Origin of the sequence: Skermanella rosea (genome assembly GCF_016806835.2) — a bacterium.
Classification (GTDB): Bacteria; Pseudomonadota; Alphaproteobacteria; order Azospirillales; family Azospirillaceae; genus Skermanella; species Skermanella rosea.
On record NZ_CP086111.1, the window covers coordinates 3,692,600 to 3,705,001 of the forward strand.

The following is a 12,402-nucleotide window of genomic DNA, read 5'->3' on the forward strand; positions in this document are numbered from 1 at the left end:
AACCCGCTGGTCATGCCTCTCACGCGCCGAAGCCTTCTCCTCGCGGGCGGTGCCGCCGGCGTGGCCTCGATGGTCCCCGCGTCCCTGCGCCCCGCAGCGGCCTTGGAGGCGACCCACACCCTGGCACCCGGCCCCGCAAGGATCCGGATGGTCGGCGACGCCTACCCCGAGACGACGGTATGGGCCTATGACGGCCGGGTGCCCGGTCCGGAGATCCGCGTTCGCCAGGGCGACCGCCTGCGCATCGCGGTCACCAACCGGCTGGCCGAGGAGACGACCGTCCACTGGCACGGGCTCCGCGTCCCCAATGCCATGGACGGCGTGCCGCACCTGACGCAGCCCCCGATCGCTCCCTTCGAGACCTTCATCTACGAGTTCGACGCCTTGGACGCCGGGACCTTCTGGTACCACCCGCACCAGCGAAGCCACGAGCAGGTCGGCCGCGGTCTTCACGGCGCGCTGATCGTCGAGGAGCGCGAGCCGGTCCCGGTCGACCGCGACCTCTGCTGGATGCTGGGCGACTCGCGCCTGAAAGGGGATGCTTCGATCAGCAATGACTTCGGCGCCATGATGGACATGAGCCATGGCGGCCGGGTCGGAAACACCGTTACCGTCAACGGCCGCGTGCTCGACGAGGTGCCTGTGCGGGCCGGCGAGCGGGTCCGGCTGCGCCTCGTCAATGCCGCCAATGCCCGCATCTTCGGGCTGCGCTTCCGGGAGCACCGGCCGACGGTGATCGCCATCGACGGCCATCCGGTCGAGCCGCACGAGCCGGAAGGCGGCCGCATCGTCCTGGCGCCCGCGATGCGCGTCGACCTCGTGCTCGACATGACCGGCGCTCCCGGCGACCGGACCACCGTCATCGACGACTACTACCCCGACCGCGCCTATCGGCTGCTGGACCTCGGCTACGGGCCGGACCGTCTGCGCGACAAGCCGCCGGACACGCCGGTCCGGCTGCCGGCGAACCCGGTGGCGGAACCCGACCTCTCCGCCGCGGTCCGCCACGAGGTGACCCTGGGCGGCGGGATGATGGGAAGCATGGCCGGAGCCATGGTGGACGGGCGGATGACCGACATGCGGACCATGTTGCGCCAGGGCATGGCCTGGGCGATCAACGGCGTTTCCTCCGGCGGTGCCGACCGGCATGGCGGCGGGGATTCCGGGCGTGCCATGGCGCCGATCCTCACGATCGGGCGCGGCCGGACCTGCGTGATCGCCATGGCGAACGAGACGGCGTGGCCCCATCCGATGCATCTGCACGGCCACACGTTCCGGGTGCTGTCGCGGAACGGCCGGCCGACCCGCTTCAAGGAGTGGCAGGACACCGTCCTGCTGGCCCCGCGGGAACGCGTCGAGATCGCCTTCGTCGCCGACAATCCGGGCGACTGGATGTTCCACTGCCACATCCTCGAGCATCAGGCCGCCGGGATGATGAGCACCATCCGCGTCGCCTGAGCCGCCCCCGCCTTCGGAGGAGAACCGCCATGCCTGTCCCGACAGTCCGAAATCGGATGACGCGGCGCCGCCTGGCGGCGTGGGGCGGGGGCGCCGCGCTGGCGCTCGTCGCGGTGGTCGGCATCGCCCTCCGGATGCAGGCACCCGACGATGCCCGGATCGATCCGGCGGACCCCGCCCAGGTGGCCCTGGGCCGGACCGTCTATGCCGAGAACTGCGCGTCCTGCCACGGGACCGTCCTGGAGGGGCAGCCGGACTGGCGCGAGCGGAAGCCCGACGGCAGGCTGCCCGCCCCGCCCCACGACGTCTCCGGCCACACCTGGCATCACCCGGCCGAAACGCTCTTCGGCATCATCAAGGACGGAATGGCCGCGCACGCCCCTCCCGGCTACGAGAGCGACATGCCGGCGTTCGGCGGCACGCTTTCCGACGCGGAGATCCGGGCGGTGCTGGCATTCATCGCGAGCCGCTGGCCGGAGAACGTCCGGACCCGCTGGATGTCCGCCGGCATCAGCTGAGGGCCGGCGTGACGCGCCCGGTGACTTCGCCGAAGCCGATGCGGTAGCCGTCGCCCTGGCACCAGCCGGTGATGGTCACCTCGTCCCCATCCTCCAGGAACGAGCGTTCGCCGCCTCCCGCCAGGGCGAGCGGGTTCCGGCCGTTCCAGGTGAGTTCCAGCAGGCTGCCGAAGCTGTCCGGCTCCGGGCCGCTGATCGTGCCGGAGCCCATCAGGTCGCCCACGCGGGTGTTGCAGCCTGATACCGTATGGTGGGCGAGCTGCTGCGCCATGCTCCAGTACAGGTGCCTGAAGTTCGTCCGGCAGACCGTGGTGGCATCTGCGGTTCCGTCGGGCCGCAACGCCACCTCCAGGTGGAGGTCGACCGACGCCTTGTCGACCTGACGGAGGTAGGGCAGCGGCTCCGGGTCCTGCGGCGGGCCGGGCACGCGAAACGATTCCAGGGCGTCCAGCGTCACCACCCAGGGAGAGATCGAGGTCGCGAAACTCTTGGCGTTGAACGGCCCGAGCGGCACGTATTCCCACTGCTGGATGTCGCGGGCGCTCCAGTCGTTCATCAGTACCATGCCGAAGATGTGCCGCTCCGCCTCGGCAACGGGGATCGGCTCGCCCAGCGCGTTGCCCCGGCCGACGATGAAGGCGGTCTCCAACTCGATGTCGAGCTTGCGGCTGGGGCCGAAGCTCGGCTGATCCGCGGTGGGCGCCTTGGTCTGGCCGTTGGGCCGGCGCACCGGCGTGCCGCTGACCACCACCGAGCTGGCCCGGCCGTTGTACCCGACCGGCAGGTGCAGCCAGTTGGGCAGCAGCGCGTTCTTCGGGTCCCTGAACATCGAGCCGACATTGGTGGCATGTTCCCTGGACGAATAGAAATCGGTGTAATCGCCGACCTCGACCGGCAGGTGGAGGCGCGCCCCGGCCATCGGCACCAGGGCGCGGGCACGCAGGGCCGGATCGTCCCGCAGGGTCGGGCTGTCGTGGCGCAGAAGCTCGCTGACGCGCGCCCGCACCTGCCGCCAGGCGTCACGTCCCAGCGCGATGAAGGGGTTCAAGCTGGACCGGGCGAACACTGGTCCGCCGGACGGGTCCGCGGCCAGCAAGCCGGCCTCCTCCAGCGCCGCCAAGGCGAGGATCCGGTCGCCGATTGCGACGCCGACCCGCGGCACCCGGTCGGCATCGGTCGAAAACACCCCGAAGGGCAGGTTCTGGATCGGGAAATGGCTATCGGGCGCCACGTCCACGAAGGACCTGAGGAAGGGATCGTTGGGATGCATGTCGGGTGCTCCTCAGCGGCGTCCGGGATCGAAATGCTTGCGCAGCCGCGTCCCGTAGGTGCCGTAGTCCTGCTGAAGCTGCTCCAGCCCGGCGGCGAAGGCGGTGACCCGTTGGGGAAAGCGCGTCTCGAACATGAAGGCCAGGGTGCCTTCCAGCTTGTGCGGCTTCAGGTCGGCATTGCTCGCCGTCTCGAAGGCGTCGGCATCGGGCCCGTGCGGCAGCATCGTGTTGTGCAGGGAGAAGCCCCCCGGCACGAAGCCGCCCCCAGTCTTGGCGTCGTAGACGCCCTGGATCAGCCCCATGAACTCGCTCATGACGTTCATGTGGTACCAGGGAGGGCGGAAGGTGTTCTCGGCCACCATCCAGCGCTCGGGGAAGATGACGAAGTCGATGTTGGCGGTGCCCGGCGTCTCCGAGGGCGAGGTCAGCACGGTGAAGATCGAGGGGTCGGCATGGTCGAACAGGACGGGGCCGACCGGCGAGTAACGCCGCAGGTCGTACTTGTAGGGCACGTAGTTGCCGTGCCAGGCGACCACGTCCAGCGGCGAGTGGGCGATCTCCGTCACCCATAGCGAGCCGCCCCACTTCACGGTCAGCCTCGACGGTGCGTCGCGGTCCTCGTAGGCCGCGACGGGGGTGAGAAAATCCCGCGGGTTGGCGAGGCAGTTGGCGCCGATCGGGCCGCGCTCCGGCAGCGTCAGGCTGCCGCCGTAGTTCTCGCACAGATACCCGCGGGCCGGACCGTCCGGCAGTTCGGCCTTGAATTTCACCCCGCGCGGGATCACGGCGATCTCGCCGGGAGCGATGTCGATGGTGCCGAACTCGGTGCGCAGCCGCAAGGCGCCCTGCTGGGGAACGAACAGCATCTCACCGTCGGCATTGTAGAAATACTCGTCTTCCATGGAACGGGTGGCGAGATAGACGTGGGCCGCCATGCCGGTCTGGCTGCCGGCATCGCCCGCGGTGGTGATGGTCCGCACCCCCTCCACGAGGGTGAGCGGCTCCGAAGGGATCGGCACCGGGTCCCAACGCATCGGTGCCGGCGGGATCTCGACCTCGACGCAGGGCGCCGTGCGCCACGGGCCGGCCTCGGCCTTGGCGAACCGGCCCCAGTGGGCGACGGTCGGCCGGATTCGGTAAAGCCAGGAACGCTCGTTGGACGCCCGCGGCGCCGTGAAGGGCGAGCCGCTGAGCTGCTCGGCATAAAGGCCGTAGGCACATCGCTGCGGCGAGTTGCGGCCGATCGGCAGGGCGCCGGGCAGCGCTTCGGACTCGAAGCCGTTGCCGAAGCCGGATTGGTAGGCCAGTTCGGTTGCCATGGGTGTTCCTCCGATCATCGTTTTCCCGCAGGAGCGGTTTCGCGGTCGCCCCTTCGATCCCCTTGGATAATCATGTGGGACGGTCATCCGGCTTTTTCCCGGCTTCGGTGCGACGAGGATACCCGATACGGATCCGATCGGAACGCGGCGGTCATCGACGCGTCCTCCCTGGACGGCGGCCCGCAGGCGCCCATGTCTCTGTCATGAACGCGCCTCGCTCCTCCCCTCCCGCCGCGACCGTCTACTATGACGGCGCTTGCCCGGTCTGCTCGCGGGAGATCGCCTTCTACCGTCGGCGCGACATGGGGGGCCGCATCCGCTGGCAGGACCTGCGCCGGGAGCCGGTCGACCAGGCCCGTGACGGGATCGGCCAGGAGGCGGCGCTCGCCCGGTTCCATCTGCGCCGGGCGGACGGCACGTTGCTTTCGGGCGCCGCGGCCTTCGCTGCCCTCTGGTCGATGATCCCCGGTTTCCGGGGACTCGCATCCCTGGCGCGCCTGCCCGGCATGATCCCCGTGCTGGAGCGCGGCTACCGGCTTTTCCTGCGCCTGCGCCCGCTGCCTTCAGCCAGGGGCGCCTGCCCGGACGATCGCTGCGGAACATGAGTCTTTCCGGAACCGGGAGTTTCGCCTGGACGGCGGCGGGCATCCTGCTTGCGGCCCTGGCCGGCGTCGGCCTGTGGCTCTGGACTCCCGACAAGTCCAGGGCTGAACTGGAGTCCCGGTATCTCGACGCGCCGGCGGACCTGATGGATGTGGCGGGCCTGCTCCTGCATGTGCGCGACCGCGGCCCCCGGGACGCCCCGGCGATCATCCTGCTGCACGGCTTCGGGTCGAGTCTCCACACCTGGGAGCCCTGGGCCCGGGATCTTTCGGCCGAATTCCGGGTGGTCCGCTTCGATCTCCCGGGTTCGGGCCTGTCGGAGCCGGACCCCACGGGCGACTACACGGTCGGACGCAGCATGGAGATCCTGCAGGCCCTGATGGACAGGATCGGGATCGACCGGGCGAGCCTGGTCGGCAATTCCATGGGCGGGAGGATCGCCTGGAACTTCGCATCCCGGAGCCCCGAACGCGTGGAAAAGCTCGTGCTGATCTCTCCCGACGGCTTCGCCAGCCCCGGCGAGGAATACGGGCAGAGGGTCGAGATACCCCTCCCCCTGAAGCTGATGCGCTACGCCCTGCCCCGCATCCTGCTGAGTATGAACCTGGCGCCGGCCTACGGCGATCCGGGCAGGATGACGGATGCTTATCTCGACCGTTACCACGACCTGATCCGGGCACCCGGCGTCCGGGACGCGATGATCGCCCGGATGGAGCAGGCGGTACGCGAGGACCCCGTGCCCCTGCTGCGGCTCGTCCGAGCCCCGACCCTGCTGCTGTGGGGCGAGAAGGACGCTCTGATCCCGCTCGCCAACGCCGAGGACTATCTGCGGGTGCTGCCCCGCGCGACGCTGGTGCGCCTGCCCGGCATCGGCCACGTTCCCCAGGAAGAAGCTCCCGCCCTCTCCCTGGAGCCGGTGAAGGCGTTCCTCGCCCGGTGAGCGCGGTGTCCCGGCGCCGGGCGTCAGGAGCGGCGGGACACCGGATGGCGCGGAGAGGAGGCGGAACCGGCGCGCATGACGACGCCGAGGATCACGCCGAGCACCCCGCCCAGGATGTGCGCCGTCTGGGAAATGCCGTCGTCGGCGAACAGCGCCATCACCTCGCGGCCGAGGTAAAGGGCGGCCACCAGCAGAACCGTGACCGGGATCGTGCCGGACCGCCCGGCCAGCATGGCGGTCAGCATGATCAGGCAGAATACGGTCCCGCTGGCACCGATCAGCGCGCCCCTCGGGTCGAGGATGCACTGGGCCAGCCCGACCGACACCGACGCCGTGACCAGGACGCCAAGCATCCTGATTGAGCCGAAGCGGTCCTCCAGCAGAGGCCCGGTCAGCAGGATCACCACGAAATTGGACAGAAGGTGGGTCATGCCGCCATGGGCCAGCGTCCAGGTCAGCAGGGAGAGGAGGAAATCGCCGTCCCACGGCCGGATCGGCCCATGGATCGCCAGTTTTCCCTGCACCGGCAGGATGGTCGCCGCGACCGCGGCCAAGGTGTAGCAGACGGTCACCGGCGCGTTCAGTTCGATCCTGGGCAAGGCGGCACCTGGGCAGTGATATCCAGCCGAGACCATAGATAATCCAGCGGCTGCCGTCACCGGGAGTCGCTGCCCCGGCGATCAGGATGCGGCCAGGACGGCCTCATGCCGTTCCTTCGGCGGTCTCTTGCGCAGCGCGGCGGCGACGGAGTTCAGGACGGCATTGACACGCACGGGCTTGATCAGGACATCCGATGCGTACTCCCGCCCGTCCAGGGCCGCCCTCTGATAGTCGGAGGTGACGAAGATGATTTCCACCCCCATCGGATGCAACTCGGCCGCGACCGATATGCCGTCGATGGCGCCCGCAAGCTCGATGTCGAGCAGCGTCAGGTCCGGCAGGTCCTGGAACGCCGTGCGGAGCGCTTCCTCGCCGGTGTCGACCGGTCCCAGGACGGTGTAGCCTTCCCTTGCCAGGATGGATGCCAACCCCATGGCGATCAGGTGATTGTCTTCGCAGACCAGGATGCGCTGCGCGTCGGACCGTTCCGTGCTGGTGGCGATGTCTACAGTAAAAGGCATCTGGGCGCCCCCCATGCTGAGCATGACCTCCGTGATTTGGACTGCAGAGTGCGCCCGAGAACGTTAACCAAACGTTAGCCATAAATTATGCCTCATTGAAACCATTTTTCCTGCCCGTCTCCGCGGGTCAATCCCTGCGCGACCTGGGCGGATCGGGTGGAGCCAACGGCCACGGCACGGTGTTGCTATGGAGGGAGCGGCGAAAAGCAGGCACTTCCCGTCCGCACCCCATCCGAACCCAGCGGGGAACGAAATCCAGTGACACGCATCGTCGTCCTCAGCACCGGCGGGACCATCGCGTCGCGCTACAGCGCGGAGCATGGGTCCGTGGTGAGCAAAGTGGCGGGCGAAGAACTCGTCTCGACGCTCGGCCCCCTCGCCCCCGGCGTGCCGGTCACGGCGGAGGAGTTCTCCAACCTCGGAAGCTACCGGATCGATCTGCCGACCGCCTTCGAGTTGGCCCAGCGCATCCGCGCCCTGCTTTCGAACCCGGATACCGCCGGCGTGGTCGTCACCCACGGGACCGATACCATGGAGGAAAGCGCCTACCTCGCGGACCTCCTGCTCGAGTCGGAGAAGCCGGTCGTCTTCACCGGGGCGCAGCTTCATGCCGACGAGCCCGACTCCGACGGGCCGCGGAACCTGGCTGACTCGATCCGGGTCGCCGCCTGCCTGGATGCGCGCGGACTGGGCGCCCTGATCGTGTTCGGGCAGGAGATCCATGCGGCCCGGGACGCCACCAAGATGCATGCGTCGCGGGTCGGGACCTTCGCGTCGGCCGAGCACGGCAAGCTGGGCGAGATCGATGCCGGCCGGGTAAGGCTGCAACGCAGGACGATCCGGCGCGGCACCGTCGAAACGCGCCGGATCCAGCCTCGGGTCGACCTGATCAAGCTGGTCATGGGCTCCGATGCGGCGTTCGTCAGGGCGGCGGTGGAGAACGGCGCGCGCGGTCTGGTGCTCGAGGCCTTCGGCCGGGGCAACGCCACGCCGGCGGTCGCCGAGGCCGCGATCGAGGCGATCGGGCGAGGTATTCCGGTGGCCGTGACCTCCCGCTCTCCCCAGGCTAATCTATCAACAGATCTTTTTAGGTGCGGCAGGTTGACTCGGGTTTGTCGCTGTAGTTGCGTAGTTTGGCGGGGATGTGATTCTGTTCGTGACGTTCTCAGGCGGAGGGCGTCACGAATGGACATTCAGGTTGATATCGTCGGCCGTTTCAACGATGAACGGCTGAAAAAAGGGGGCGGCAACTGCTGCAAAGGATGGTCGAGCGCTCGACCGTCCGCATTCGGCGTTTGTCGAACGACCGGATCGAAGAGGCTCGCTTCGGGCGTTGGCTGAACAATGCCAAGGTAAGACTGGTGGAAATGGAATGCACGATCGGCGAGCAGATGCGGGCGCGCGTCGTCGGCCTGCATGTTCTGGCCATCCAGGACACCAGCGAATTGAACTATCAGGCCCATGCCGGACGAACGCGGGGCCTGGGCACCGTGGGCAATGGCCGGGACGCCGGGCTGTTCGTCCATCCGGTGCTGGCGGTCGAGGCCGAAAGCGGAGCTTGTCTGGGACTTGTCGGAGCGCAGGTCTACGCCCGTCATGAAACCGCGGCCAAGCACCGTCGGGCTCTGCCGATCGAGAGCAAGGAATCGATGCGCTGGCTGGAGGGCGCGCAGACAGCCAAGCACTATCTCGATACGGCCCGGCACGTCACGGTCGTCGCCGACCGCGAAAGCGACATCTACGAGGAATGGGAGCGGCTGCCGGAAACGGGTTTCGATCTTCTGACGCGGGCCTGCCGCGACAGGGCGCTGGCCGGAGGCGGCTACTTATACGCCTGGAGCGACGCGCTGGCGGTGGCGGAGCGCTTCACGCTGGACCTTCCCGAACGCCCCGGCAAGCGCTCGGCCCGCACGGCGACCCTGGAACTGCGCTACGGCGCGGTCGCGGTGAAACGGCCCAGGAACGGGACACACCCCGGCGCCGCACCGGCGCTCGCCCTTCGAATGGTCGATGTTCGCGAAGTGGACGCCCCCGCCGGAGAAGACCCGGTACATTGGCGGCTGCTGACGACACATCAGGTCGAGGACACCGCAAAAGCCTTGGAAATCGTGCTTTGGTACCGGCGGCGCTGGACCATCGAGCAGCTTTTCCGTACTCTCAAGACGCAGGGGCTGGATATCGAGTCGAGCCAGGTCGAAAGCGCCGACGCCCTTCAGCGGCTGGCTTTCGTCGCCCTGGTCGCCGCCACGCACATCCTGCAACTGCTCGGCGTTCGCGACGGCGTCCTGGTTCGCCCGATCGACGACACTTTCTCCGCACAGCAGGTCAGCGTCCTGATCGCCCTACAACCACGTCTGGAAGGCCGCACCGCCGCCCGCAAAAACCCACATCCGCCCGACACGCTGGCTTGGGCCGCATGGTTTATCGCCCGTTTGGGCGGCTGGGACGGCTATCCCAAATCCAAGCCGGCTGGACCCATCACTTTTGCCAGAGGCTACGCCCGTTTCGCAACAATGTGCGAGGGCGTAGCTCTCCGGCAAAAGATCTGTTGATAGACTAGCTCCCCAGGGGAGGGTCGAGCCGATCTACGGGGTCGGCGGAGGGTCGGACCTGGCAGCGGCCGGGGCGATCTTCTGCGGCGACCTGAGCGGCATCAAGGCACGGATCCTGCTGGCGCTGCTGCTGGGGTCCGGTGCGGACCCAACCATGATCCGCCAGAAAATGGAGCTTCACGGCAACTGATCCGGCGGAAATCGCGAACAGGGAAGAGGTGAACGATGGGAAAAGAGATCCTGGTATCCTACGGCGTCGATGTGGACGCGGTCGCGGGCTGGCTCGGGTCCTACGGCGGCGAGGACAGCCCCTGCGACATCTCCCGCGGGGTATTCGCCGGGCGGGTCGGAAGCATGCGGCTGCTGCGCATGTTCGAGAAATGGGGGATCAGGACGACCTGGTTCATGCCCGGCCACTCGATCGAGACCTTCCGGGAGCAGATGAAGGCCGTCGCCGACGCCGGCCATGAAGTCGGGATGCACGGCTACAGCCACGAAAACCCCATCGCGATGACCCCGGTGCAGGAGGAGGCGATCTTCGACAAGTGCGTCGACCTCATCGCCGAGCTCACGGGCAAGCCGCCGCGCGGCTACGTGGCGCCCTGGTGGGAGTTCGGCTCCAAGACCAACCAGCTGCTCCTGCAGAAGGGCATCAAGTACGATCACTCGCTGATGCACAACGACCACCATCCCTATTACGTGACGGTCGGCGACCAGTGGACGAAGATCGACTATTCGCAGCATCCGTCGGCCTGGATGAAGCCCTATGTCCCGGGCGCCCGAGGCTTCCCTGCTCCTCGACGACATCCACGACGCCGGGGCCCGCCCAAGCGAAGTCGCGCGCTGGCTCGCCTCCGAAACCGCGGAAGGGCATCACCATCACGATCATCCGGACGTGAACCTTCATGGCGACGTTCGGGCGTTCCTGCTGACGGCGGAGAAGCCGTTGGACTGGGCCCGTTTCGGGCTTTGGCTCTCGATGCTGCTCAACCGCCACGGCACGGAAGTGCTTCGCCTCAAGGGACTGCTGTCGATCCGGGGGGTGGACACCCCCGTCGTCGTCCAGGGAGTGCAACATCTGATCCACAAGCCGGTTCATCTCGACGCCTGGCCCGACGGCATTCCGGGCACGCGGATCGTCGTCATCGCCCAGGGCCTGGACCCGGCCATCGTCCGGCGATCCTTCAAGGCCTTCGTCGATACTCCGGCCGGGCAGGAAGCGACCTGACGTTTTCGACCCCGACCGCCCCCTTTCCGATCCTGCGAGGATTTCACCAGATGGACTATCGTCAACTCGGCCGATCCGGCCTCAAGGTGTCTGCGCTGACGCTCGGCACGATGACGTTCGGCGGCAAGGGGAGCTTCGCCAAGACCGGCAATACCGATCCGGCCGGCGCCCGCCGCCAGATCGACATGTGCCTGGATGCCGGGATCAATCTCTACGATACGGCCGACGTCTATTCGACCGGCCTGTCCGAGGAGATCCTGGGAGAGGCCGTTTCCGACCGGCGCGACCGGTTGCTGATCGCCACGAAGGCGCGCTTTCCGATGGGAAAGGACCCCAACGACAGGGGCCTGTCGCGCCACCATCTCGTCCGCGCCTGCGAGGCGAGCCTCAGGCGGCTGAAGACCGACTACATCGATCTCTACCAGCTCCACGAATGGGACGGGCTGACCCCGCTGGAGGAGACCCTGGCGGCGCTCGACGACCTCGTCCGGTCGGGCAAGGTCCGGTACGTCGGCGTGTCGAACTTCTCCGGCTGGCACCTGATGAAGGCCCTGGGGATATCGGAGCGGGACGGCTTCGTCCGTCCGGTGTCGCAGCAGATCCACTACACGCTCCAGGCCCGCGAGGCGGAATACGAGTTGGCGCCGATCGCGGTGGACCAGGGCGTCGGCATCCTCATCTGGTCGCCGCTGGCGGGGGGACTGCTGTCCGGGAAGTACCGGCGCGGCCGGCCCGAGCCGGAAGGCACGCGCAAGGCCAACGACTGGCGCGAGCCGCCGGTGCGCGACCTGGACAAGCTCCACGACATCGTCGAGGTGCTGGTGGAGATCGCGGAGGCTCGCGGCGTCTCGGCGGCCCAGGTCGCCCTGGCGTGGCTGATCGGCAGGCCGGGCGTGGCATCGGCGGTGATCGGGGCCCGGACCGACGAACAGCTCGCCGACAACCTCAAGGCGGCCGATCTCACCCTGAGCGCCGACGAATGCGCCCGGCTGGAAGAGGTGAGCCGGCCGCCCCTGCTCTATCCCTACTGGCACCAGGCGAACACGGCATCAGACCGCCTGTCCGCGGCGGACCTGGTGCTGATCGCCCCGCACCTGAAGGCATGAGCACCGGCGGGACCGCGAGCGGCGTACCACTTTCGATTTCACCGCAGAAGCGCAACGATTGACGCCTTTCCCGGTTGATGGATTGAAATCAACTTGAGGGGAATGCAACCCATGCGCACCATGAAGATCGTCCTCGTCGCCCTGGCCGTCCCGGTGCTGCTGGCCGCCTGCGGATCGGACGACACGGTGACGGAGCGGACGACGACCACGACCACGCCCGGCACCTACTCGGACTCGGTGACGACCGAGCGCAAGACGACGGTCGACGACTGAGCCGGCGGACCGC

At 68.0% G+C, this 12,402-nt stretch carries 14 protein-coding genes and 1 pseudogene; 11 read left to right on the forward strand and 4 right to left on the reverse strand.

Translation table 11 applies throughout. The annotated features are described in order from the left end of the window. Positions 1–12 precede the first annotated feature (12 nt). The gene (locus tag JL101_RS17225; RefSeq protein WP_228434907.1) at positions 13–1,458 is read left to right on the forward strand and encodes a multicopper oxidase family protein; all 1,446 of its coding nucleotides are present in this window, start codon (positions 13–15) and stop codon (positions 1,456–1,458) included. 29 nt (positions 1,459–1,487) lie between these two features. After that, a complete protein-coding gene (locus JL101_RS17230) occupies positions 1,488–1,976 on the forward strand; it encodes a c-type cytochrome (RefSeq protein WP_228434909.1) in 489 nt (162 codons plus the stop codon). On the opposite strand, the gene fahA is transcribed toward JL101_RS17230, so the two are convergent. Both fahA and hmgA read right to left on the reverse strand, forming a co-directional pair. Then, positions 1,969–3,246 carry a fumarylacetoacetase gene (fahA, locus tag JL101_RS17235; protein WP_203097530.1) on the reverse strand — a complete coding sequence of 426 codons (1,278 nt, stop codon included), beginning with the start codon at positions 3,244–3,246 and terminating at the stop codon, positions 1,969–1,971. The two genes, JL101_RS17230 and fahA, sit on opposite strands and share 8 nt — an antisense overlap. Before the next feature lie 12 nt (positions 3,247–3,258). Continuing rightward, a complete protein-coding gene (gene hmgA / locus JL101_RS17240; RefSeq protein WP_228434911.1) occupies positions 3,259–4,566 on the reverse strand; it encodes a homogentisate 1,2-dioxygenase in 1,308 nt (435 codons plus the stop codon). A 203-nt stretch (positions 4,567–4,769) separates the two neighbouring features. On the opposite strand from hmgA, the gene JL101_RS17245 reads away from it, so the two are divergent. Both JL101_RS17245 and JL101_RS17250 read left to right on the forward strand, forming a co-directional pair. After that, positions 4,770–5,171 carry a thiol-disulfide oxidoreductase DCC family protein gene (locus tag JL101_RS17245; protein WP_203097532.1) on the forward strand — a complete coding sequence of 134 codons (402 nt, stop codon included), beginning with the start codon at positions 4,770–4,772 and terminating at the stop codon, positions 5,169–5,171. Beyond that, a complete protein-coding gene (locus JL101_RS17250) occupies positions 5,168–6,109 on the forward strand; it encodes an alpha/beta fold hydrolase (protein WP_203097533.1) in 942 nt (313 codons plus the stop codon). The genes JL101_RS17245 and JL101_RS17250 overlap by 4 nt, the downstream gene beginning before the upstream one ends. Before the next feature lie 23 nt (positions 6,110–6,132). Here the strand turns inward: JL101_RS17250 and JL101_RS17255 are convergent, their stop codons facing one another. After that, positions 6,133–6,708 carry a rhomboid family intramembrane serine protease gene (locus JL101_RS17255; protein WP_203097534.1) on the reverse strand — a complete coding sequence of 192 codons (576 nt, stop codon included), beginning with the start codon at positions 6,706–6,708 and terminating at the stop codon, positions 6,133–6,135. Between the two features lie 81 nt (positions 6,709–6,789). Further along, positions 6,790–7,230 carry a response regulator gene (locus tag JL101_RS17260; RefSeq protein ID WP_203097535.1) on the reverse strand — a complete coding sequence of 147 codons (441 nt, stop codon included), beginning with the start codon at positions 7,228–7,230 and terminating at the stop codon, positions 6,790–6,792. A 258-nt stretch (positions 7,231–7,488) separates the two neighbouring features. Between JL101_RS17260 and JL101_RS17265 the strand changes: the two genes are divergently transcribed. The 7 genes and pseudogenes from JL101_RS17265 to JL101_RS17290 all read left to right on the forward strand — a co-directional run bounded on the left by JL101_RS17265 (position 7,489) and on the right by JL101_RS17290 (position 12,389). Beyond that, the gene (locus JL101_RS17265) at positions 7,489–8,571 is read left to right on the forward strand and encodes an asparaginase (RefSeq protein ID WP_228434913.1); all 1,083 of its coding nucleotides are present in this window, start codon (positions 7,489–7,491) and stop codon (positions 8,569–8,571) included. Then, positions 8,493–9,782, forward strand: a complete 1,290-nt coding sequence (locus tag JL101_RS17270; protein ID WP_228434914.1) for an IS4 family transposase — start codon at positions 8,493–8,495, stop codon at positions 9,780–9,782. Before JL101_RS17265 ends, JL101_RS17270 begins: the two co-directional genes overlap by 79 nt. Before the next feature lie 58 nt (positions 9,783–9,840). Continuing rightward, positions 9,841–9,972, forward strand: a complete 132-nt coding sequence (locus JL101_RS36910) for a hypothetical protein (RefSeq protein WP_407697438.1) — start codon at positions 9,841–9,843, stop codon at positions 9,970–9,972. 215 nt (positions 9,973–10,187) lie between these two features. Then, positions 10,188–10,382, forward strand: a pseudogene (locus tag JL101_RS17275) (polysaccharide deacetylase family protein); the annotation flags it as partial. A 166-nt stretch (positions 10,383–10,548) separates the two neighbouring features. Beyond that, the gene (locus JL101_RS17280; protein ID WP_203097262.1) at positions 10,549–11,010 is read left to right on the forward strand and encodes a GTP-binding protein; all 462 of its coding nucleotides are present in this window, start codon (positions 10,549–10,551) and stop codon (positions 11,008–11,010) included. 50 nt (positions 11,011–11,060) lie between these two features. After that, positions 11,061–12,116, forward strand: coding sequence for an aldo/keto reductase (locus JL101_RS17285; RefSeq protein ID WP_203097261.1), 1,056 nt, complete (start codon positions 11,061–11,063; stop codon positions 12,114–12,116). A gap of 111 nt (positions 12,117–12,227) precedes the next feature. Further along, positions 12,228–12,389, forward strand: a complete 162-nt coding sequence (locus JL101_RS17290) for a hypothetical protein (protein WP_203097244.1) — start codon at positions 12,228–12,230, stop codon at positions 12,387–12,389. Positions 12,390–12,402 lie beyond the last annotated feature (13 nt).

Bases quoted from the DNA above. Each gene is read 5' to 3' on its own strand.
- JL101_RS17285 (WP_203097261.1), top strand. From the start codon at position 11,061: ATGGACTATCGTCAACTCGGCCGATCCGGCCTCAAGGTGTCTGCGCTG.
- JL101_RS17280 (WP_203097262.1), top strand. From the start codon at position 10,549: ATGTCCCGGGCGCCCGAGGCTTCCCTGCTCCTCGACGACATCCACGAC.
- JL101_RS17260 (WP_203097535.1), bottom strand. From the start codon at position 7,230: ATGCCTTTTACTGTAGACATCGCCACCAGCACGGAACGGTCCGACGCG.
- JL101_RS17230 (WP_228434909.1), top strand. From the start codon at position 1,488: ATGCCTGTCCCGACAGTCCGAAATCGGATGACGCGGCGCCGCCTGGCG.
- JL101_RS17245 (WP_203097532.1), top strand. From the start codon at position 4,770: ATGAACGCGCCTCGCTCCTCCCCTCCCGCCGCGACCGTCTACTATGAC.
- JL101_RS17250 (WP_203097533.1), top strand. From the start codon at position 5,168: ATGAGTCTTTCCGGAACCGGGAGTTTCGCCTGGACGGCGGCGGGCATC.
- JL101_RS17290 (WP_203097244.1), top strand. From the start codon at position 12,228: ATGCGCACCATGAAGATCGTCCTCGTCGCCCTGGCCGTCCCGGTGCTG.
- fahA (WP_203097530.1), bottom strand. From the start codon at position 3,246: ATGCATCCCAACGATCCCTTCCTCAGGTCCTTCGTGGACGTGGCGCCC.
- JL101_RS17225 (WP_228434907.1), top strand. From the start codon at position 13: ATGCCTCTCACGCGCCGAAGCCTTCTCCTCGCGGGCGGTGCCGCCGGC.
- hmgA (WP_228434911.1), bottom strand. From the start codon at position 4,566: ATGGCAACCGAACTGGCCTACCAATCCGGCTTCGGCAACGGCTTCGAG.
- JL101_RS17270 (WP_228434914.1), top strand. From the start codon at position 8,493: ATGGTCGAGCGCTCGACCGTCCGCATTCGGCGTTTGTCGAACGACCGG.